Annotated in this window: 20 protein-coding genes and 1 tRNA gene; 6 read left to right on the top strand and 15 right to left on the bottom strand. The window is 32.1% G+C overall.

All coding sequences use genetic code 11. The annotated features are described in order from the left end of the window. From GBO31_RS26100 to GBO31_RS26090, 3 genes are all read right to left on the bottom strand, one after another. The gene (locus GBO31_RS26100; protein ID WP_246615996.1) at nucleotides 1-771 is read right to left on the bottom strand and encodes a UDP-2,3-diacylglucosamine diphosphatase; all 771 of its coding nucleotides are present in this window, start codon (nucleotides 769-771) and stop codon (nucleotides 1-3) included. A 37-nt stretch (nucleotides 772-808) separates the two neighbouring features. Further along, nucleotides 809-1264 carry a 6-pyruvoyl trahydropterin synthase family protein gene (locus GBO31_RS26095; protein ID WP_219011576.1) on the bottom strand — a complete coding sequence of 152 codons (456 nt, stop codon included), beginning with the start codon at nucleotides 1262-1264 and terminating at the stop codon, nucleotides 809-811. 77 nt (nucleotides 1265-1341) lie between these two features. Next, nucleotides 1342-1689 carry a winged helix-turn-helix transcriptional regulator gene (locus GBO31_RS26090; RefSeq protein WP_281422494.1) on the bottom strand — a complete coding sequence of 116 codons (348 nt, stop codon included), beginning with the start codon at nucleotides 1687-1689 and terminating at the stop codon, nucleotides 1342-1344. A 124-nt stretch (nucleotides 1690-1813) separates the two neighbouring features. Between GBO31_RS26090 and GBO31_RS26085 the strand changes: the two genes are divergently transcribed. Continuing rightward, nucleotides 1814-2659 carry an NAD(P)H-binding protein gene (locus GBO31_RS26085; RefSeq protein ID WP_219011575.1) on the top strand — a complete coding sequence of 282 codons (846 nt, stop codon included), beginning with the start codon at nucleotides 1814-1816 and terminating at the stop codon, nucleotides 2657-2659. 142 nt (nucleotides 2660-2801) lie between these two features. On the opposite strand, the gene GBO31_RS26080 is transcribed toward GBO31_RS26085, so the two are convergent. The 3 genes from GBO31_RS26080 to GBO31_RS26070 all read right to left on the bottom strand — a co-directional run bounded on the left by GBO31_RS26080 (nucleotide 2802) and on the right by GBO31_RS26070 (nucleotide 5766). Continuing rightward, nucleotides 2802-3569 (bottom strand): enoyl-CoA hydratase/isomerase family protein, encoded by a 768-nt coding sequence (locus tag GBO31_RS26080; RefSeq protein ID WP_219011574.1) that lies wholly within the window; start codon nucleotides 3567-3569, stop codon nucleotides 2802-2804. Between the two features lie 368 nt (nucleotides 3570-3937). Further along, complete coding sequence (locus tag GBO31_RS26075; protein ID WP_219011573.1) at nucleotides 3938-5269, bottom strand: MATE family efflux transporter; 1332 nt, start codon at nucleotides 5267-5269, stop codon at nucleotides 3938-3940. Beyond that, nucleotides 5266-5766, bottom strand: coding sequence for a GNAT family N-acetyltransferase (locus GBO31_RS26070; RefSeq protein WP_219011572.1), 501 nt, complete (start codon nucleotides 5764-5766; stop codon nucleotides 5266-5268). Before GBO31_RS26070 ends, GBO31_RS26075 begins: the two co-directional genes overlap by 4 nt. Before the next feature lie 187 nt (nucleotides 5767-5953). Between GBO31_RS26070 and GBO31_RS26065 the strand changes: the two genes are divergently transcribed. Then, nucleotides 5954-6754 carry a universal stress protein gene (locus GBO31_RS26065; RefSeq protein ID WP_219011571.1) on the top strand — a complete coding sequence of 267 codons (801 nt, stop codon included), beginning with the start codon at nucleotides 5954-5956 and terminating at the stop codon, nucleotides 6752-6754. Nucleotides 6755-6765: 11 nt separating this feature from the next. After that, nucleotides 6766-6839 (top strand) — tRNA-Ala (locus GBO31_RS26060). A 131-nt stretch (nucleotides 6840-6970) separates the two neighbouring features. Here the strand turns inward: GBO31_RS26060 and GBO31_RS26055 are convergent. The 5 genes from GBO31_RS26055 to GBO31_RS26035 all read right to left on the bottom strand — a co-directional run bounded on the left by GBO31_RS26055 (nucleotide 6971) and on the right by GBO31_RS26035 (nucleotide 16622). Beyond that, nucleotides 6971-7354, bottom strand: a complete 384-nt coding sequence (locus GBO31_RS26055) for a hypothetical protein (protein ID WP_219011570.1) — start codon at nucleotides 7352-7354, stop codon at nucleotides 6971-6973. 424 nt (nucleotides 7355-7778) lie between these two features. Next, a complete protein-coding gene (locus tag GBO31_RS26050) occupies nucleotides 7779-9185 on the bottom strand; it encodes a hypothetical protein (protein ID WP_219011569.1) in 1407 nt (468 codons plus the stop codon). A 207-nt stretch (nucleotides 9186-9392) separates the two neighbouring features. Beyond that, nucleotides 9393-11366, bottom strand: coding sequence for a DUF3857 domain-containing protein (locus GBO31_RS26045; RefSeq protein ID WP_219011568.1), 1974 nt, complete (start codon nucleotides 11364-11366; stop codon nucleotides 9393-9395). A gap of 36 nt (nucleotides 11367-11402) precedes the next feature. Beyond that, entirely contained in the window at nucleotides 11403-13331 is a 1929-nt protein-coding gene (locus GBO31_RS26040; protein ID WP_219011567.1) for a DUF3857 domain-containing protein, read from the bottom strand. A gap of 9 nt (nucleotides 13332-13340) precedes the next feature. Beyond that, nucleotides 13341-16622 (bottom strand): tetratricopeptide repeat protein, encoded by a 3282-nt coding sequence (locus GBO31_RS26035; protein WP_219011566.1) that lies wholly within the window; start codon nucleotides 16620-16622, stop codon nucleotides 13341-13343. Between the two features lie 450 nt (nucleotides 16623-17072). On the opposite strand from GBO31_RS26035, the gene GBO31_RS26030 reads away from it, so the two are divergent. Next, nucleotides 17073-17525, top strand: a complete 453-nt coding sequence (locus tag GBO31_RS26030) for a hypothetical protein (RefSeq protein WP_219011565.1) — start codon at nucleotides 17073-17075, stop codon at nucleotides 17523-17525. Nucleotides 17526-17537: 12 nt separating this feature from the next. Here GBO31_RS26030 and GBO31_RS26025 read toward each other — a convergent pair whose 3' ends face one another. From GBO31_RS26025 to GBO31_RS26015, 3 genes are read right to left on the bottom strand one after another with little or no spacing between them, the layout of a single operon-like run. Beyond that, a complete protein-coding gene (locus GBO31_RS26025) occupies nucleotides 17538-18500 on the bottom strand; it encodes a sodium-dependent bicarbonate transport family permease (protein WP_219011564.1) in 963 nt (320 codons plus the stop codon). A gap of 19 nt (nucleotides 18501-18519) precedes the next feature. Beyond that, nucleotides 18520-18810 (bottom strand): hypothetical protein, encoded by a 291-nt coding sequence (locus tag GBO31_RS26020; protein WP_219011563.1) that lies wholly within the window; start codon nucleotides 18808-18810, stop codon nucleotides 18520-18522. Between the two features lie 2 nt (nucleotides 18811-18812). Further along, entirely contained in the window at nucleotides 18813-19085 is a 273-nt protein-coding gene (locus tag GBO31_RS26015) for a hypothetical protein (RefSeq protein WP_219011562.1), read from the bottom strand. 386 nt (nucleotides 19086-19471) lie between these two features. Between GBO31_RS26015 and GBO31_RS26010 the strand changes: the two genes are divergently transcribed. Both GBO31_RS26010 and GBO31_RS26005 read left to right on the top strand, forming a co-directional pair. Continuing rightward, nucleotides 19472-19759 (top strand): hypothetical protein, encoded by a 288-nt coding sequence (locus GBO31_RS26010; protein ID WP_219011561.1) that lies wholly within the window; start codon nucleotides 19472-19474, stop codon nucleotides 19757-19759. A gap of 216 nt (nucleotides 19760-19975) precedes the next feature. Continuing rightward, entirely contained in the window at nucleotides 19976-20674 is a 699-nt protein-coding gene (locus tag GBO31_RS26005) for a Crp/Fnr family transcriptional regulator (RefSeq protein WP_219011560.1), read from the top strand. Here the strand turns inward: GBO31_RS26005 and pdxH are convergent, their stop codons facing one another. Beyond that, complete coding sequence (pdxH, locus tag GBO31_RS26000; protein WP_219011559.1) at nucleotides 20675-21298, bottom strand: pyridoxamine 5'-phosphate oxidase; 624 nt, start codon at nucleotides 21296-21298, stop codon at nucleotides 20675-20677. Between the last annotated feature and the right edge of the window lies 1 nt (nucleotide 21299).

The raw sequence follows: 21299 nt of genomic DNA, 5'->3' as shown, positions 1-21299 counted from the left end.
TTACTCTAAGATATATTTCTCTAGCTTCATTTCCTTACCGTCAAAAACAGCATATGTATAATGTACAATCCAATCTCCAAGATTGGTATATCTTGAATTCTCTTTTAAGTTAATTTCCATTGGAAGATGTCGATGTCCAAAAACAAAATGATCTGTATGCTTTATTTCCAATTTTCTTTTACAATACTGCACTAACCATTCATTATCTTCTCCTAAAAAAACGACGTCATCATCTCCTGAGATGAGTTTATTTTTCACCGAAAGATATTGTGCTAATCGAACGCCCAAATCGGGATGTAACCATCTAAAAAACCATTTTGCTACAGGATTGGTAAACACCTTTTTCATTCGTTTATACCCTTTATCACCAGGACCAAGACCATCTCCGTGACCAATCAAAAAAGTATTTTCATTAAAGGTGAATTCTTGTGGTTTATGAAATACAGGAATGTTTAATTCTTCTTCAAAATAACCATTCATCCATAGATCATGATTGCCTACAAAATAAAACACTGGTATTCCAGCATCCGTAATTTCAGCAAGCTTACCAAAAGTTCTGGTAAATCCTTTAGGCACTACTGTTTTATATTCAAACCAAAAATCAAAAAGATCTCCTAAAAGAAATATAGCAGCCGCATCTTTCTTTACCTCATCCAACCATTGTACAAACTTTTGTTCTCTTGGAAAGCTTTTCTCCTGAGTTGGAGCTCCTAAATGATTATCTGATGCAAAATATATTTTTTTACCTTCCGCTAAATGTATTTTTCTCATTGGATTTGTTGGATACTATGAGGTGAAAAAATATTCTTTATTCGCCATTATCTGATGCATACCACTCTGCATAAGACGTTTCAGTTTCTTGAAGCTTTAAGGAGTATAACTTTATATTTTCAGGAAGTTTCGCTTTTATTTTATCAGCAAAATCAATAATCATATTTTCAGTAGATGGTTGATAATCCACCAAAATAACATGATGTCCTCTTTTTTCTAACTCTTGAGCTAATTCTAAGTGTGGGGTATTTTTATTGAAAATAGTAGCATGATCGAATACATCTTCTATATCCTTCTTTACTATTCTCTTTAGATCTCCAAAATCCATAACCATTCCTAACTTTACATGAGATGTATCTGTAATTGGTTCTCCTATTACAGTTACACTTAACTTGTAACTATGCCCATGTAGGTTTTTACATTTACCATCATACCCATACAACGCATGCCCCGCTTCAAAAGTAAACTTCTTGGTAATTCTTATCTTACTCATTTGTTTTGATCTAACTTTTTTTTGCAAATTTAGTGAAGATTATTTTCTATTCTATTTTAAAATGCAAATAAGACCATTTAGCTAGTAATTGTTTGCAAATGCTCGGTTCCCCAATTTGCCATTTCATTGAGCACTGGAGACAAACTTTTACCATAATCAGATAAACGATACTCTACACGTGGAGGTACTTCTGGGTATACTTTTCTTATAACTATACCATCTGTTTCTAATTCTCGCAATTGTTGTGTTAACATTTTTTGAGTAATAGTTCCCAATCTTTTTTTTAATTGCCCAAAACGGAGTATTTCATTGTTTTGTAATTCCCATAAAATACCCGGTTTCCATTTTCCTCCAATAACACTAAGTGTTGTCATTACTGGGCATTTTATTGGACCTTCACATTCTTTTTTTGATAAAAAATTCATAAATTTTAATTTTTAAATAACTGATAATCAGTTTTAGTATACAAAAAGAAACTACTGCACTTTTATGTACCTACTTGCCTAAAGATACTAATGTATTTACCTTGTTACAAAAAAGATCATCATTATGTCAACTTATTTTATTACCGGTGCTACAGGTACTATCGGAAAAGAAGTAGTAAACTCACTACTTAGTAAAAACGAACATGTAATTGCTGGTACTCGAGATCCCCAAAAATTGCAAGACTTTTATAAGGATTCTGTTACCGGAACTTACTTTGATTACGGAGCTAAAGAATCGTATCAGGAAGTTTTAAATACAGATGGAATTTTCTTATTAGGTCCACCATTAAATCCAGGACTTTATGAATTACTAGAACCTTTTGTAGATTATTTACAGGATAACTATAAAGGACGTCTCATTTATTTATCAGGAAATGGAATGGAAAATCTCGAAGAGTTACCTTTTCATAAAAAAATGGAAGAAAAACTAAAGAACTCTTCCCTAAATTGGAATATAGTTCGTCCTGGATTTTTCATGCAAAATTTCGGCAACTACGATCGAGAGAACATCCAGGATCGTAATATCATTTTTTCTCCTGCTGGCGAAGGAAAATCATCCTTTGTTTCTTCGAAAGATGTGGGAAGTGCTATAGCTGAATTGTTAATAGACCCTAATAGAGTCAAAGAAACTCATGTGCTTACTGGAACCAAGGCATATACCCATTTTGATGTTGCTGCTATGCTAAGTGATATTTTAAGAAGGGAAATTACGTATCCTAATCCTGACGAAAACACTTATAAACAAGTATTAAAAGAATCTGGAGCACCTGATTTTATTGCAGACTATATGATTCCTGTCTATGGAATGATTAAACAAGGAAAAGTTGATAATGTAACAACTGCCATAAAAGATCTTACAGGTAAAGAACCTGAAAGTTTAGAAGAAGTTTTAAAAAGGGATTTTCAATAAACATCAATTTATAAATGTCAGGGACTTTCAACCCTGACATTTATCTTCTCTTCCTTTTGTTGTAGAAGTAAACTACTACTAATATAATTCCTAGAATTAAAAATAGTCCGTTACCTCCTAAAAAATTAAGTATTTCCATATATTATTTTTTAAACTTTTGCAAAGCATTTTTAGTAAACTCAGATAGTACTAACTCTCCAGAAACAGCAGCTCTTTCTATCAAGAGATCACTCCAATGCTCTGTTCCTTTCCATGTTACTTTTTTCATTTGTTGTGTAGCTTGTGGATTATAACTTGCTAATTTTTCTGCAAATAACTGTACTTCTTTATCTAGTTCTCCGATAGTTTCAAAAACTTTGGTGAATAATCCACGTTCTTTAGCCCAGTAGGCATTTTTCCATTGAGACGCATCCCAAGCCAAGGCTTCGAAAGCAGCCAATCCTATTTTTCTAGCTACAGCAGGCTCAATCACAAAAGGACCAATACCTATGGTAAGCTCACTTAATTTAATAGAAGCTGCTTCTGTAGCCATACAATAATCACAAGCTGACGCCAATCCGACTCCTCCGCCAACTGTTTTTCCTTGTACTCTACCAATAATAGGTTGTTTACATCTTCTCATCGCATTAATTACATTGGCAAATCCCGAAAAAAATTGTTTTCCTTGCTCTAAATTGGTAATTGCAAATAATTCATCAAAAGAAGCTCCAGCACAAAAAGCACGTTCTCCTTCTGATTTTAAAATAATCACATGTACAGATGTGTCATTTGATAAAGTATCAAACGCTTTGGTTAATCGTTCTAATAATTCTGAAGGAAACGAATTGCTCGAGGGATGTCCAAACTCAATAGTAGCGATATGATTTTCGGTATGTGTGTACAAACTTCCGTTAGTTCGTGTAGTAGTCATTTGGATTTGATTTTCGATAAAAATAGCTAATATTCGGGATTATCATCACCTAGCTATTACAAAATATCAAACTGACATAATCTCTTTTTACGAATCGATATAGGATGCGTTAGGGATTGCAATGTAAATCCCGCAGCCTGAATGTAGTGAAGTGCGAGGAATTGCAATGAAAAGCCCGACCCGATAGGGTAACGCCCAAGAAAAGTATAACATCTTTTACAGAAAACCCGTAGTTCTACTTATTTATATTCTTTCAATGATATACTACTTTTGATATATGGAAAAAAAATACTTGGTAAAATTTAGATTCGTCGCTTTTCTTATTTTTCTATATGTAATCATTGTAATGGGGATTTTAACTTTTGGATTTAATTAATTGCCAAAGGATAATACTTACGTCTAAACTTAATCAGCAAAGCTAATCCTCTTATGAGCATCCAAACTGTAATGGCAATCCATACGCCATGAAGTTTCCAATCCATATATCTAGCAATTATTAATGTAGGTATAAATCCTAAAAATGTAGATCCTAACAATACGTTTCTTAAGAAACCTGTTTCTCCCATTCCTTTAAATATACCATCACCTACAAAAGCTACTGCATTAATTGGCAAAGCAATAACGACCAAGTAAAAGAAGCTTTTAAAAATGGTGAGTACTTCTGGATCTTTGGTGAAAATCAACCCCAACTGCTCTGGAATTAATAAGGCCGCTCCTCCTAATATACTTGCCACAATAATTCCGTAAAGATTCACTTTTTTAGACATGGCAATCAGATTTTTATAATCTTTGGCTCCTAATAATCTTCCTCCTAATATATTACCTGCTCCACCATATCCATCGATAAAAAAAGCAAAGAATAACCACAACTGTATAGCAATACTATGCGCAGCAATATAATTGGTTCCTATACTGGTAGCTTCTCTAGCTGCCAGAATAATAGTAGTGTTTAGAGCAAAAGAACGAATGAATAAATTAAAGCTCATGATCATAAAACGTTTCATCTCTGGATGCCATAACTTCTCTAATCGTAAGGATACTTCTGTTTTTTTAAGTAATAAAATCAATGATAAAACAGCCATCAACATTTGTGAAAACAGACTTGCCCAAGCAGCTCCTTCTAAAAACATTGGCTCTAAAATCCCTTCAATTCCGTAAACTAGTACAAAATCAAATATGATATTAGCAACCACACCAATAAGTGCGATAATCATAGGCCAAAAGGTGTTTTGTAATCCTCTGAAAATTCCAAAAATTGCAAAAATAAATAAGGTGAGCGGGAATCCCCATACTCTGATTTTATAATAAGAGATACAATAATCGAGCACAACACCTTGCGCCTTGAGTAAGATAAAAATCTCTTTTATAAAAGGAACGGTGGCTAGCAGAATTGCAATGCTAAGTCCAATATTAAAAAGAATTGCCTGTGCTGGCAGCGCTTTGACTTCATCTAATTTTCCTGCTCCCAAATATTGAGATATGATTGCCGATATCACGGCTCTGGTTTGCGCTAATATCCAAATAAGCGCCGATAAAAACGACCCAACGATTCCTACAGCTGCTAAAGATTCCGTGCCATTTACAGGAATATTACCTACAATCGCAGTATCAGTTGCTGACAATACAGGTTCGGCTATTCCTGCAATTATAGCAGGAACGGCAAGTTTATTGATATTTTTAAAACTTATGATACTACTCACAATACCAATTCATAACAGTAAAAAGGATGTTCACTTTGTTTTGGGAAAAAGATATTTCCTAATTTTTGATACCCTCTGGTTTCGTAAAACGTTTGATTTCTTTTATTCTGGCTAAAGGTATCCAAACGAACCGACGCATAGCTTTGTTCTTTTGCTTGACTTTCTGCCCAATTCATCAATTGTTGCGCATATCCTTTACCCCAATAATCTGGATGTACTGCCAATCTATGAATATATAGGTTATTATTATTTTCTGTCAACCATTGAATAGGAATATATTCATCATCCATCAATTCTGTAAGCACAATAATACCTTTGATACGATCTTCTTCTTCTAAGACATATAATTCCTCTAATTTGATATCTTTTTCGAAACGTGATCGAGTAGGATAGTGCTCGTTCCATTGAAAAATTCCTTTGGCAATCATAGCTTTGGCACAAGCTTTTGTAAGCTGGTGAATAGCATCTAAGTCTGAAGGTGTAGCTTTACGAATCATATTTTTTTTACAAGTGCCAAAAATACAAACTATTCTTGGGCGGTATACCGTTTACAATCTATTGCTTATGATTTTATAGAAACTTTAAGAAAAGAAATTATCCAAAGCCAATCATCGACTACTAAAAATGTTTTTTACCGGATCAAAAGTTGTAATTTTGCATCCTGAACACAAATCACGCTTAGTAATGAAAAACATTCTGGTTCCTTTAGGATTATCCGAAAACTCCGTAAGTATTGCACGACTGCAGTATGCTATTGATTTTGCCAAAGAACTGGGAGGAACGGTATATGCTGTACAAGTATTTAAAGAATTACCAAGATCTGGTAGTCTTCCTTCGGTAAATGAAACTTTGAAAGATATTTCGGCGACTACTATTGAAGAAAAATTTGCGCAGGTAGATAAAAAAGGGGTAACCGTTACAGCACTTCCGTTAGAAGGTGATTTATTAGAAGCTATTCCAGAGTTTAATCTGAAACATTCTATTGATTTAATTGTATTAGGTGCAGAGAGTGATGATATTAAAATGCCTTATTTTTTGGGTGAAACTTCTGGGAGTTTGGTAAAGAAAACCGAAATACCCGTATTGATCATTCCTGAAAACTATGCTTTTAAGCCAATTGCTAAAATCTTAATGGCAATTAAATCTGGAGTAATTAAAAAGGAAACTACATTAGCTCCTATAAAAGAAATATTGAATACGTTTAAAGCAGAAATCAAATTACTACAGGTAAAAACGGCTGAGTTTTTGCCAGAGGATTCAGAATTTCATAAAGATTTAGCAGAATTAATTAGTTCGTATAAATCTTCTGAAAACGGTACATTGTTTCAGGGAGTTCTAGAACATCTCAATGAAAACAATCCAGATTTACTTTGTGTATTACGACGTAACAGAGGATTTTTTGGAAAGCTTTGGGAAGATAACAAAGTGTTGAAAAAAGATTTTGAAAGTAGAATTCCGTTATTAGTACTGAAGGGAGCCTACTAAAAAAATACTTTGGGGATGTAGCTCAGCTGGCTAGAGTGCTTGACTGGCAGTCAAGAGGTCGTGGGTTCGAGTCCCATCTTCTCCACTAGTAATAATAAGGCCCCACATCGCTGTGAGGCTTTTTTATTTTTATAGAAACTTAACCAAAGTAATGCTAAGACGTTTAGATAAAAACATATATAATGGAACCTATCAAATTATAATTCTAGTATAATTTTATGTCCATTTCATTAATGTGTTGGTCTCTCCTTTTAATTGAAGTTTAGAAATAATTTTAATTCGGAGCTTTTCTAATGTATACAGTTCATTATCCGAAAAATAATAGCAATCGGTGGTGTTGATATAAAGTTCTGCAAGTATTCCTTTGTGTTCAATCCGACTTTTTTTACCCACAAAATCCTGGAAAATCTGCACTCCTTCTTTCGGTTTTCCAAATCGATTACTAAAATGTAGAATAAGATGTGAATTGTCATCCTTCCATTTAAGTTTCTGAACTTTTTCGGATGTAACAGTTTTTGTCTTGTCTACAACATTTTCATTTTTCTGAGCATAAGTATTGCCAAAGAAAATGATTACTAGAAGAAAAAATATAGGTCTCATAGATGATGTTCGCTAATGTTTACGGTCAAAATTATAGATTTTGATAAAAACAAACTATAGGTAGAATTACTGTATTTTTCTATCTACAAGAAACTCGAAATCTGTATAAAGAAATGTACTAAAATCACAAAACGACCAATACATCGGCCGTTTTGCTGGTTTTGGGGTAGTCAGGATCATCTATCCAACCTTTTAAAATAGTCTTTCATGTCAAAAACTACATATTAATCTATTTGAATGGTAATCACATTTGATATATCAATAAAAGAAAAATGATAAAAAAAGTGATTCCGTATAACAGGCTGATATTGGCTAATGTGTTATAGTTGATGTTTTTCGTTGGTTTCATAAGAATAAATTTTTAAAAGAAAAGGAGCCTTTATCCGACTCCTTTCTTTAGTGATGGTCCTATTAATATCCCCCTTTATTGACCATCACTTTGACTCACTGTAGCAACATTACCTATCCCATTTTGTAGGGTTGTACTGCTATGTGACATTCCAATCTGTGTTACTGTTGCGGCGTTGGCACCCCCTAACTGTGTTATATTTAAGCTATTAAAGCTACCGCTTTGAGACATTGTACTCGTATTACCATCACCTAATTGTGAGACAAAAACAATGTTCTGATCTCCTATTTGAGTAGTAATAGCCGTATTTCCATCTCCAACTTGTATTACATCGCCCATATTGTTACTTCCTTGTTGTAAAGAGGTAGTGGTATTATCATTTCCATTTTGAGCAATAACCATTATATTCATATCACCATTGCGCTGTGTGCTTTCTACTGTATTTACATTTCCTATTTGCTCGATATCACTATTATGTGTATCTCCGTTCTGTGAGGATGTAACAGCATTTTCTTCTCCTTCCTGATACACTACACTGATATGATCTGAACCGTTTTGATTATCGGCAGCAGTATTTAGATTCCCAATTTGGGTAATTGTAGCGCTACTTCTTTGACTATTTTGTTCTGAAGTTGCAGTATTATCATCTCCCGTTTGACTAATGGATGAGGAATTATTATTACCAGTAAAAAGAGGATCTCCTTCTTGGATCGTAGAAGCAGTATTCCTATTTCCTGATTGAATCTGAGTTGCCGTATTATTTCCGCCAAAAAAGTCTACATTCTGTACGACACTCGCATTATTATCATCGCCAGATTGACTTTGCGAAATTTGATTGTTATCTTCTTCCTGGCGAGCAAAAACCGTATTTCCATTACCTATTTGTATTTGATCAATAATTCCATTATCCGAACTAAATGCTATACTCCCCTGAAAAGATGTAGAGGAGTTATTATTACCTTCTTGTCGTAGCGTAGACATGTTGTTATTTCCTACTTGTCTGGCATTTGCAGTATTACCATCTCCTATCTGTGTTTGTGATGCCAGATTTGTATTCCCCCTTTGCTGCAATGTAGCTGTGTTAAGATTCCCTTCCTGATATTGTGTAGCACTATTCTCTTCTCCTGTAGCATTTATATTTTGAGTAATCGTACTACTATTGCTATCTCCTATTTGAGTTTGATACGCTTCATTGTTTAGCTGTTCTTGTTCTACGGATGCGATATTTTCATTACCCGTTTGTACCTGCTCTATAAGACTTTCGGTAGCATTAATTACGGTATCATCTCCTTCGCTACCTTGTAGTGCAGTCGCCTGATTTGCGTTTCCTTCTTGTGCAATTGTAATGATGTTTGCAGATCCCACCTGCTCTACAGTAGTAGTATTTTGTTCTCCAACAGAATTGGTAGTACTGGTGTTTGATTGCCCTAGCATTAAGGTTACATGAAATAAAGCCCCTAAGATTAAAATTGAATTTTTCATTGTGTAAATATTTTGATTAACAGATTTTTAATTATCTGAAACAAAAGTATATACACGGTTTTTTACATGAAATACGAACTAGTGCGTAAATAATACGTACTACTACTTATACAACAAGAATTCTTTTTATTTTATCCTAAAACACAACTCGAAGAAGACCTAAATGGCATGGGTTCAAATTAGAGTTTATATGAAGTAGAAAATGATTTATATCTTTTCCAATACCAAAGTTACTTTATTAAAGTTTGCTGCACTGTTGATCACTTTTCTATAATCTTCGTACAGAGCAACATCAATAATATTTTGATTATAAAACTCTTTGATAGACACAATCAATTGATTGTCCTTTATTTCATAAGATGATGAAAACATAAACAATTCTTTATCTTCTTTACTGTAAGATTCATTCATATTAATCTTATCTAGATTTTTGAATTGATATCCACTAGGTATGTCTACAATTATCTTTCGATCATAACTTCTTTCGAATTCATTTTCTGCGGGAAGTTGTCGAACTTTTTCCTGATACATCTCTTGCTGAGGACCTATAATTTTTCCGACCTTAAATAGGTATTTATTACCTGCTTTATCAACATAATCCTCTGATTTTAGATCTGCTATAATCTGCAAAGGTCTACTTCCGAAGTCTTTAGAAGAAGCATTCAAGGCTTTCTTTTCTAAAATTTCAATGTTAGGATTGATAGATTTAATCACACTTTCTATCATTTCATCTTTATTTTCCTCTTTGGCAATATCCATAAAAGGCTGGATGTATACCGCATAATATCCGTCCATTACGCGATCCATCTTTAGTTCTGTCACTGTAAGATCGTCTGGATCAAAACTCACGTTCATCACCAAATTATAATTAGTCTTATCATAATTTACTGGTTTTATATACTTTACACTACCAACTCCAGATGTAAAACCTCCTATAGTCACTGGTTTTATAAACAATCCATAATTATCGGTGAGATATCCTGGAGGGAATCCTAATCTAGACTCTATTTTGGTAGGAGCCATGTATAACTTAACTTTAGGAAAATAGATAAGACTTTCTTGTAAAAAGTTAAAGGCTTCAAAGCCTTTATCGAACTTCATGTCCCTTCTATCCGTAGTATACACGAGTTGGTGTTTAATGTTTAAGGCTTTAAATAAAGCCAAATATAGTTTTACTATTCCTCTTTCATTAGCAACTTTATTTTCTAGGATACTCGAAACATCTTCCAGATCTTTTCGATTTACCTTTGCTACATATATATTAGCCTTAATATAATTTTCAAGTGCTCTAATTTTTGTAGCTATATCTTCACTATTAGCATCTTCTACAGATTTTAAGAACTTTGTTATTTTTTTATTCAGCTTTTCGTCGGTATCTACAAACAAATTTTTATAAATATTTTGAGAACCAATTCGATAAGAAACAATATCATTAGTAGGATTGTTAGTGTTTTTTTCTAGCTTATACACCAAGAATTTCTTCATAGCTCCGTATGGAGCTTGTTCTTCATTATCTATCGCTTCTAATTTTTCCAGTTGTAGCTTCCAATGATTTTTGTCTGTATTAGTAGTATCCTGAATAACTTCAGGAAGTTCATTGTAACTTTTTGTCTTAAAAGTAAGATTAGAAGGTGCTAAAAGTTCAAAACTCACATTCTCTTTTTCAAAATTTGATTGTAATGTGATCCTTTTACCGGTATATCCAGGATATCTTTTTACCACAAAAAAATACTCAATAAAACCTCCTATTTCTACACCTTCTAATGCATAGTATTTTAGTGTACGTTTTGTTTCTTCGTCTTTAGATGTTAAAATTTTAGAATCATCCAATTCTATGATCTTCCCTGATTTGGTAATCACACGAGCCTTATTTTTTACCAATTCAGAATTCGAACTCGAAGGAAGATATACTTTGTTATATTTTTCTATATTATCATTTGAATTAAGCCAATATAGCTTATGGATTAATGAATATTCTACAAAATCGTCATTATCTAAAAAATAGAATTCATTAACTACTTTATCCTTAAAAGCTACTATATCTTTATCTTCATATTTTTTTAAATCAATATTAGCTATTGGATCGTCATTCCAATCGTAGGTTGTATAGTAAGGATCTTTTTGACTCCATAAATTGGAAGTCAAAAAAATTACAATTGCAAAATATTTTAGTTCTTTCATTTATAACTTTTTAGTTGTCAAATGCACTGGATTTATTTACTTCTTATCTTTTAGGATCACTACTTCTTTAAAATTCTTCTCTATTTTTTTGATCAGCTTATTGAACTCTTTTTGTTGAGAAATATCTAATAAAATAAAGTTCTGATTCATTTCTAGTTCATAAACAATAGCGGAAGCTTTTTTTGTGTATGTTATGGAACATTCGAAAAAATCATTGGAAATAGAAAAGCTTTCTGGGATATAGGATACTGTTTTATCCTCTGGAATTTCAAGCACTGTTACATTTTTAGTGTATGATTTGTATCTATATTCTCTAGCACTTTTTCGATCTTTTTTAAGCTTAAAACGACTAATCTCTTTATTTAAATTGAGATTTATATATGTTTCATCATCTAATGAAGTCATATAATCCTTGATATTGAAGGAGTAGTTTATTGTAAAGTCTTTCTCGTAATCATACTTATTAATTTCTTCAAAACTCTCAATCAAAAACTTATTGCTACCTTTTCTCAGCTCTCTAGTATAAATCGACTTTAAATTTTCTTCTTTTTTTGCTCTTTCAAAAGCATTAAAAAAATCTATTTTAGAATATCCTGATAAATTAAAACTACCTGTTCCTTTTATCGTTTGATCTTCGATCTTTATATAGGTAGAATCCACAAGAGCATTTCTTTTTGCATCTATAACTGGAACTTCTTTGATATCAAACTCATTCTCATTTACAGCTATTAACGCTTCTTTTCCTTGAATAAAAGAAGTAGGTAAATCGATAGGGATATATCTTCCTGTGGCATCTAAATAATATACATCATTACCATCTATATACGTAAGGATCATATGATTATCTACTGCAGGAGTAGGAACTTCTTCATATTTATAAGGAATGCTTCTGGTCCCAATCCAGGTAAGGTTTCCTTTTAATCCTGCTATTTCCAACATTTCTTGTAGTATACTTGAATTATCTTTGCAATCTCCATATTTTTTGTTGAAAACGTCATTTGCTTGTCTAGGAACAAAACCTCCTAAAGCATATTCGAAAGCGATATATTTTATATTCTCTTGAACCCAATAGTAAATTGCTTTTACCTTTTCTAGATCCGTTTTTTTGTCTTTTGTTAATTTCTGTACAATCTGTTGTAATTCTTGATCTGGCTCTGACTCATTAATATCTTTAACCAACGAATAATACCAACCATATAAGTCTGCTATTTCTCCTAAAACTTTAACTTTTTCCCCTTTGGATTCGTATTCGGTAATCATAGGGATAAGATGCGGCAAGGTATTTCTAAAATTTGGAGCGCCAGGATCAATTTCAAATTTATCCATTTGATTAACTTCCCATGTATAGATTTGTTTGCCTCTTTTTTCAGATTTTGAAAAATTAATCGGAAGTTCTCCGATATTAAAATCCTTAAACTTTATAGAAATATTTTTGTCGACTGTAATCGTAAGTTTACTTTTTACGGTAGGATGAAAATCTGCAAAAAAGAATGTTCCAAGAAAACGAGGGTTCTTAATTTTCTCTTTATATTTTAATTTTGACTTGGAGCCAGGTTGTAAATTGGGATAAATAAAATTAATAGATTTAGAATCGTCATAGAAGCTCTGATCCATCTCATCCTTTGTTACAAAATCTTCCACTTCGATAGTATTGTATTTACCATTTTCATACACCATAGAAGCAGCTTCGATCGATTCTACCTCTAAAAAAGTCGAATAGTTTATGGATTGTTTTGATTGATATGTCGCTGCTGCATCCAAATATAGATTTTCTTCCAGCACTTCTTGAGTAATCAGGATCTCTCCGTTTTTAAGACGTATATCTACATTTCTCTCTTCTAATAATTTAACCGAATAATCATCGGGGTATTTCGCTTTGTATTCTTTAAACAAAGGTGAGGTATTTTGGGCTTGTCCTCCAAAAGACAGCAGGAATACCATTATCATAAATCCATTCCTAAGCATATATTTATTTTATTTTGTGGCTACATCGTTATAATATACTTTTTCTTTAGTAAGCTTTCCTGCTTCATTATAATAAAGTGCTTTTCCACTACGTTCATTATTAAGATACGATATATCTTCTTTGATATTCCCATTAGGATGATATTTTTTATAAAATCCGTGTAGCACTCCATATTCATACATCATTTCTTCTTTTACTTTCCCATCTGCAAAATATTTGGTGTATTTCCCATGTGTATCACCAAATTTATTATCACTTATACGTTCTAACTGCCCTGAATAATAATACGCTTTAAATTCATTAACGAGTACTCCGTTTTGAAACTCAGCCTCCATAGAAGGTTTCCCGTTATCGAAATATGCTTTTAATTTTCCAGTATAACCATTTATTGGAATCATAGGTTTTAAGTTACCCTCTTTATCATGATAACTGTAACCAATAATCTTATCATTATGGTAATAACGAATTACCTGTAATTTTCCATCAGGACTATAAAAAACTCTCTCTCCATGCATTTTATCATTCAAATAAGGAATTTTACGAGTTAAAATACCCTCTTCATTATAAGATTCGTATACTCCGTTTAACTTCCCAGATTCATAGTAAAATTTCTCATTAATTGTGCCATTTTCATGGTAAGTAGTCCATTCTCCATCAAATTTACCTTGAAAGTATTGTCCTTTCCTTTTTACTTCTCCGTTATCATAGTACCAAGTCCAAGAACCATGAAGGTTTCCATTGACAAAACCACCATCTATAATCTTTTTATCTTCATTATTATACGCCACATAACTTCCATGTTTTACACCATGTAAATATTTTGTTGTAGCATGTACTTTTCCGTTATATCCTTTCATAGCTATGTCATATGATTCTTTTGTAGGATCGTACAACACTTCTTGTAACAAACTACCACCTGGATGGTATTGTTTTTCTGAAACTATGTCATCATAATTATAGGTGGTGCTAGACACTAATTTTCCTTCTACACCATAGAATTTTTGTGTTCCGTGTTGTTTCCCTTTATGATAAAAGCTCTCTCGTTTAATGCTTCCATCTTGATAATACAAAATCCAATTTCCATGAACTTCATTATCCTTATACCATCCTTGTTCTGCCAGTGTACCATTTTCGTAATACCTGCTATAATATCCATGAATAGAATCATTTTTATAAGGAGTTATTGATTCTTCTTTGCCAGATCGAAAATAACTATAGTAAGGCCCTTGCAGCATATTATCTTCATATGTTGCCTTGTTTGTCATATATCCTTCAGAATAATACTTCCACTCTCCTTTTTTTCCTCCCTTAATATCGTATAACCCTTCTGTAATTAGACTTCCTAATGCATCATATCCTTTATAATAAAATTCTCCTTTTTTCTTTTTTCCTTCTTCGACAATTTCATTGTTTTTATTATAATACTTGAAGGCTATAAATTCATCATTTCTATAGGTAAAATCATACAGTAATTTTCCATCTACATCATATTCGGTGTAAGCCTCATTCAATTCTCCTTTGTCATATATAATCTCATTTTTTAATTTCCCATCAGGATAGTATAATTTCCAGTTCCCATCATAGTATCCGTCAGTAGTAATACCTTCTTCAGATTTTTGTCCATTACGATAGTAGGTTACATAGGAGCCATTATAAATCCCATCTTTATACTGGTACTCTGCTCTAAGTTCTCCTGTACTAAAATATATTTGTTCGATTCCATTCACTTTTCCATCCTGAAAAGGACGTTTTTTAAATAAAGAACCATCTGGATAATATTGCCGAACCATTCCTACTGGTTTTCCTTCTTTATAGTCTACTTCATAATCTTTGGCAATTTTTCCAATTTTATGAAAAGAATGATACTTTCCGTCAAGAACTCCTTTTTTAAACTGTTTATGTTCTATAAGCGCTCCTTTTTCGTTATACTTTTTATAATTTCCTTCTAACTCTCCAGTACTATAGTTACATTCAATTTCCTTATTCCCGTTTTTATAAAAGTAGGTGTAAGGCCCGTCTAATTTTCCATCTTTATAATTCTCTATTTCAGAGATTTTTCCTGATGTATAATACCATTGCCAATCTCCAGTACGCACTCCATCTTCATTAAACTTTCCAATTCCAGAACGTCTTCCTTTATTATCATAGATTTCCCAATTCCCTATTTTTTTACCTTCCTTTGTAATTCCTACTGCTTGTAAATAACTGTAATCTTCATAGGCATACGTAACTTTTTGTTTTTTCCCTTCGAATATTTCTTCATTATCGGCCTCCATAAGTTCCTGCCACTTATCATAGGACACATCTATAAAAGATTTAATATCTTCTACATTCTTATCTATTATTTTTTTGAAATCTTTATTCTGAATACTGTAGGAAACTGTATAAGTAAAAGCATCAAAATGGTTATTCTCAGCAATCCAGTTATAAAAAGGCACATATTTTCGATCCCAAAATCCACCATTCCCCTCATAGTCTTGTAACTGTTCAAAAAGTGCTTGATTCTGCCTGGTTAAACCAATATTAATTTTATTTTCAAGTTTAAAGTTTTTGCTCATTGCTATTCTACTATTCAGCACTAGATCAATATCTTCAAAGGTCTCATCATCCTTAGAAATTATAATTCCTATAGGGTCATACTCGTTTTCCTGAGAAACCAAATTATTTACCAGATTGAGTACGCTAAACGAGCTTTCTCCATCAGGATTCAATATCAAATACATATTAAATGCCATGAGAGCTTGTGTTATTTTACCGTTTCTATAACATAATTTTCCTATCTCTAAATGGCTTTTTTCATAAAAAGGATTAAGAATTACCGATTGTTTATAGTTTTGTAATGCTTTATCCCATTCTTCCATTTTCTGATATATATATCCCAAATTGTGGTACAACACATTGTTTTTAGGATATTTTTGAAGTGCATTGGTATACACTTTTATGGCTTCTTCATACTTTTCTGCTTGAATTTGTGCTAATCCTTTATTTAGATAAAAAGAATATTCTTCGGTATCATCTTCAGCTTGAAGTCCCTGATCACAAATTTTAACTACCTCATCATATTTTTTTAGCTGTAGTAAGTAATAGGATTTGGTTACCAAATTTGAGGTATAAATGGAATCGTTTACACTAATTTTCTCTAATTCTGAAAGAACACCTTCATAATCTTCTTTCTCCTCTAATTCATAAATTCGTTCCAGAATTTGATCATAATCTATAAATGGAACCTGTTCTTGACCATAAAAAATACTTGTGGTTACTATGGTCACTATTAGTAGTATTCTTTTCACACTTCTAAAATTTAGTAGTTACTTGGTTATATTCTTTTTTGTGCCGAAAAAAATGAGCAANGAAATTATGTATAATACCTATATGCTATTTTACTATAATTTCCCTTTTATAATAATAAAAAGTTTCCCTTTCCTAAAACATTCGACACTAAAATATTTTATATATCCCTTTATAATAAGTATCAAAAAAGCCTATAATGTTACCCCTATACTCGTATCATTTTCAAAAGAAAAATAAAGTATTAAAACCTTAATATGATATTATTTAATGTACAAATACTGGTGAAGTGGTAAAAAACTCCCCTAACCTAGGTAACAAATTCCCCTAATTCTGCACTAAAGTAATAGAACCTATAAGTAATACTTGCACTTAATATCGTTATACAATGTAATTATCCTCATTCAAAAACCGTTAATTCCATAATCATCAATCATTTAAAATAATTACAATTGAAACTAGAACAACAACTTTTTCACAAAATAACACACCATTTCGAAGGTATTCAGAAAGCAGAAGTATTATTAAATTTTAACAAAAACCATCTGAGGCAGGAAAATCTAGAAAAAAATATTTCTTCAGATGTCGATCAAAAAACAGAAGCACATTCTTTTGGGTTTACCATTTTACCAAATGGTAATTTCTGTGAGCTTGAAGGCGCTAATGATTGGATTCATATTTATAAAGAAAATAAAAGGGGATGGAATAGATGCAATCCATTTACAACCTATTATTTTAAAACCAAGTATGCTCCACTAGAATTAGTAAAACTCACTAAGAAACACTTGTTAGAAAATGTATATCAAACAGCTCATGAAAATGATATTAGAATGTTTTTAATGGTATATAATATTACTAAAAAAGATGAGATTAGTGGTAAGATGTCATTATTGGAGATTGAATAATTTCTCTAGGTATTAAAAGCTTTGAATGATATACATATACATTGGCATTCCTAGTGTAATATTAAAGGGGAACGTAATTGCCAACGCCATTGGAAGGTACAAGCTAGGATTAGCTTTTGGTGCTGCTATTCTCATTGCTGCAGGTACTGCAATATAGGAGGCACTTGCTGCCAAAATAGCCAATAAAAACCGATCTCCTTCATCAGACAAAAAAGCTCCAGAAATTTTGGCTACTAGCAAGCCATTGATTAATGGAATTATAATTGAAAATAAGAAAGCGAACCACCCTTTCTTGAGCAACGCTCCGATTTTTTGTCCACTTGTGATTCCCATATCTAATAAAAACACTGCTAGGAATCCTTTGAAAATATCTGTTGTAAATGGCTTGATTCCTTCAGCTTGAGCATCACTGGCAATAAATCCAATAATTAAACTACCTAAAATTAAAAGAACACTTCCATTGGTAATCGCATGTTGAACTAATTGAAATAATTCGCTGGCAGATTTTTTACCATTAGAGTATAATCGTAATAACAATACGCCAATAATAATAGAAGGAGCTTCCATAAGTGCCATCACTGCTACCATATGACCTCCAAAANCAATCCCTTCCATTTCTAAGAAACTTACTGCAGTTACAAAAGTAACTGCACTTACAGAACCGTATGCCGCAGCAATAGCACCTGCATTTTCTACAGTAAATTTTAATCTTAAAATAAAGAATGTATATACAGGAACTAAAAGAGCCATGACAATTCCGGCTATAATTGCGTAGGTAATATCAGCGCTATACGAACTGTGAGCTAACTCTTGCCCTCCTTTAAAACCAATAGAGAGCAAGAGATATAATGAAATAAACTTAGAAGAGTTTTGGGGAATTTTAAGATCACTTTTTACTTGTGAAGCAATGATTCCTAATACGAAGAAGAGTAATGCTGGATTGGTTAAATTATCAACCAAAAGATGTAGATTCATCTATAAAAATTAATAGGAGTTAATCAATAATTTCAATGTTTAAAACACCAGTTATTTTCACTCTTTTACCTCCTAACATCGCTTCCTTATAAATTGGTTTGAAATCTTCTTTTTCCTGTAGTAGCTGAGATACTCGACTATCATCAAATTTTGTGTCGCTGTGCATATCACCTTCGCAAATTGATAATCGATGTAGTTTATGAAAATTTACTTTTTCTCTTATTAAACTATTGATCACATCTGATGCTTCTGACGGTGTAAAAACTCCATCTACCAATTGTACCTTGTGTGTAACTTCTGTTGATACCATAATTATGCTGATTTTGATTTAAAATTATTTTTTGACTTTATCGTTACAAATGCTATTAATCCGATTACGAATCCTACTTTTAAAAGCTCCGGAAATAATTCACTTTTTGCGAAATAACTAAGAATTGTTGCCGTGACATAAACCGCAAAGAATACGATTAGTCCAATTATTTTTGAAGTATTAAAAAATTTGGATTTGTTGATTTTGAGCGTAAGAACTGATTTCTCATTGAGCACTTGTATAGTTCTTGAAGACCATTGAATATCCGTTTCCATACTGAATGTTTTTTTGATATGCTTACGATTTTCTGGTTGTAAAAGTACTGAGCTTAATTCATATGTTTTTATTTATATTTATAATAAAAAGCATAAAAATTATTTATAACCTTCTTTTAAAAGCATTGATTTTCACGATACCACACCAGAATTCAAATAATTGACTATCAAATTTTTAACAAGCTTTCATTACTATAATTTCTTATAGCATATATTCTCAAAAAAACTACTAAACACCTTATAAAAAAATCAATAATATCATTTTAATCCGATGAAATTTTAGGCAGAATACTAGGTATATAATTTTGAAAGGATGACAAAAGTCATCTTTTTTGGTGATGAAGTGATCTAATTTTACACTATCCAAATATTAAAATTAAATCGTTATGCAAAAATTATATGTAAAGTTTAGTAAAGATTGGCAAGATCATTTTATGATGTACGCTGCATTATCTATTATAGTTTCTACTTGTTTAGGAGGTATTGCTGTATTTACCATTTTCCAAAACGGAAGTCGAATGTTACAGTTTGCCGAATTATTGATGGTAGTAACCTTATGTACAGGTCTTTTGGCATCTATATTAACCGTACAAAAACCAAAAATTGTATTCCATACTTTACTTGGAAGTTTAATCATATGTTCCCTGATTACGATCATTAATCTTTTATTCTAAAAAGAGATGTCCTTACAAAAATCTATAATTTTGCTGATCTCGGATACAAATGTTACTCTAACAGAATTCTATTGAGATCAGCATTATTTAATAGTATAAAATCTTTATAGACATACACAAATCATGTTGTTTTCTTATGTATATAGTCCTTCCTAATACCATTTATTACCTTTGTACCGTCTTTTAATATGAGTATCTTAATAGTAATTAGAAAAGATGGAAACAGAAGAAAACAGATGTGAAAATTGCATCATTAGGCAACTAAATGCCCTAAAAACCCTAAGTAAAGACGAACTCAAAAAGATTTCTGATAGTAAAGTTACTAAGAGTATAAAAAAGGGAGAAGCTATTTTTGAAGAAGGTGAACGTTTAAATGGTGTTTTCTGTGTACGAAATGGTGTGTCCAAACTTTCTAAAGCGAGTGAGAACGGTAAAGATCAAATTGTAAAATTAGCCACTAAGGGAGAAGTACTCGGGCAACGATCGGTAATTGCCGAGCAACGTGCTAATTTAAGTGCAGTAGCTTTGAATGATATGGAAGTTTGTTATATTCCTAAGAACCATCTTACCGATAATATTAATGATAATGTGGCATTTACAAAAGCGGTATTAGTTAAAATGGCAGAAGATTTAAAATTTGCAGATAACGTTATTGTAAATATGGCTCATAAATCTGTAAAGCAGCGAATTGCGGAAACCCTATTATATTTAAACACTAATTTTGGAACGGATAATGAGGGCTATTTAGCCATGATTCTTACTCGTGAAGATATCGCCAATGTAGTAGGAACTGCAAAAGAAGCTTGTATTAGAATGTTATCTGCTTTAAAAAAAGAAAGCATTATCTCCACAAATGGTAAGCGTATTAAAATTGAAGATAATAAAGCTCTTGAAAAAATAGCAGAAGGCTTATAGTCATCTGATATCATCTAGAAATTCTTCTTTTTGAAAATTCCAAAGAAAATTCGGTTGTAACCTATAGGTCTCTTCTTGTCTGTAAAAATAAGTTTCATTGTCGTTTATGAGTCTTATAAAATTAGCAAAACGAAAAACTATGGGTTCAACCAAAAAACCTCCCCAATAAGGAGGTCTTGGAACTTCTTTACCTTCAAACAAGTTTGTAAATTTCTTTTCTGCGCTTTCAACTACATCTCTAGAAGAAATGACTCGACTTTGTTGTGATGCCCAAGCCGCAATTTGACTTCCTCTTGGACGATGAGAGAAATAAGCATCTGATTCACTCTCTGATATTTTTTTTGCTTTTCCTTCAATACTAATTTGGCGTTTGGATTTCTTCCATCGAAATACCATAGATACATTAGTATTTTGCTGAATATCTTGAGCTTTTTTACTATGATAATTTGTAAAAAAATAAAAACCTCTCCAATCATATTTTTTAAGCAAAACAACTCGACTAGTTGGGAAATTGTCCTTACCTAAAGTTGATAGTGTCATGGCATTCGGTTCTATCTCGTCATATTTTTGATCTGCTTCTATAAACCATCGATGAAAATGCTGCATAGGATTTGGATCCTCCATT

It is taken from the genome of Aquimarina litoralis (genome assembly GCF_019295435.1).
Lineage (GTDB): Bacteria > Bacteroidota > Bacteroidia > Flavobacteriales > Flavobacteriaceae > Aquimarina > Aquimarina litoralis_A.
Note: the sequence above shows the minus strand (reverse complement) of the source record. Positions and strands in the feature narration are given on the sequence as shown.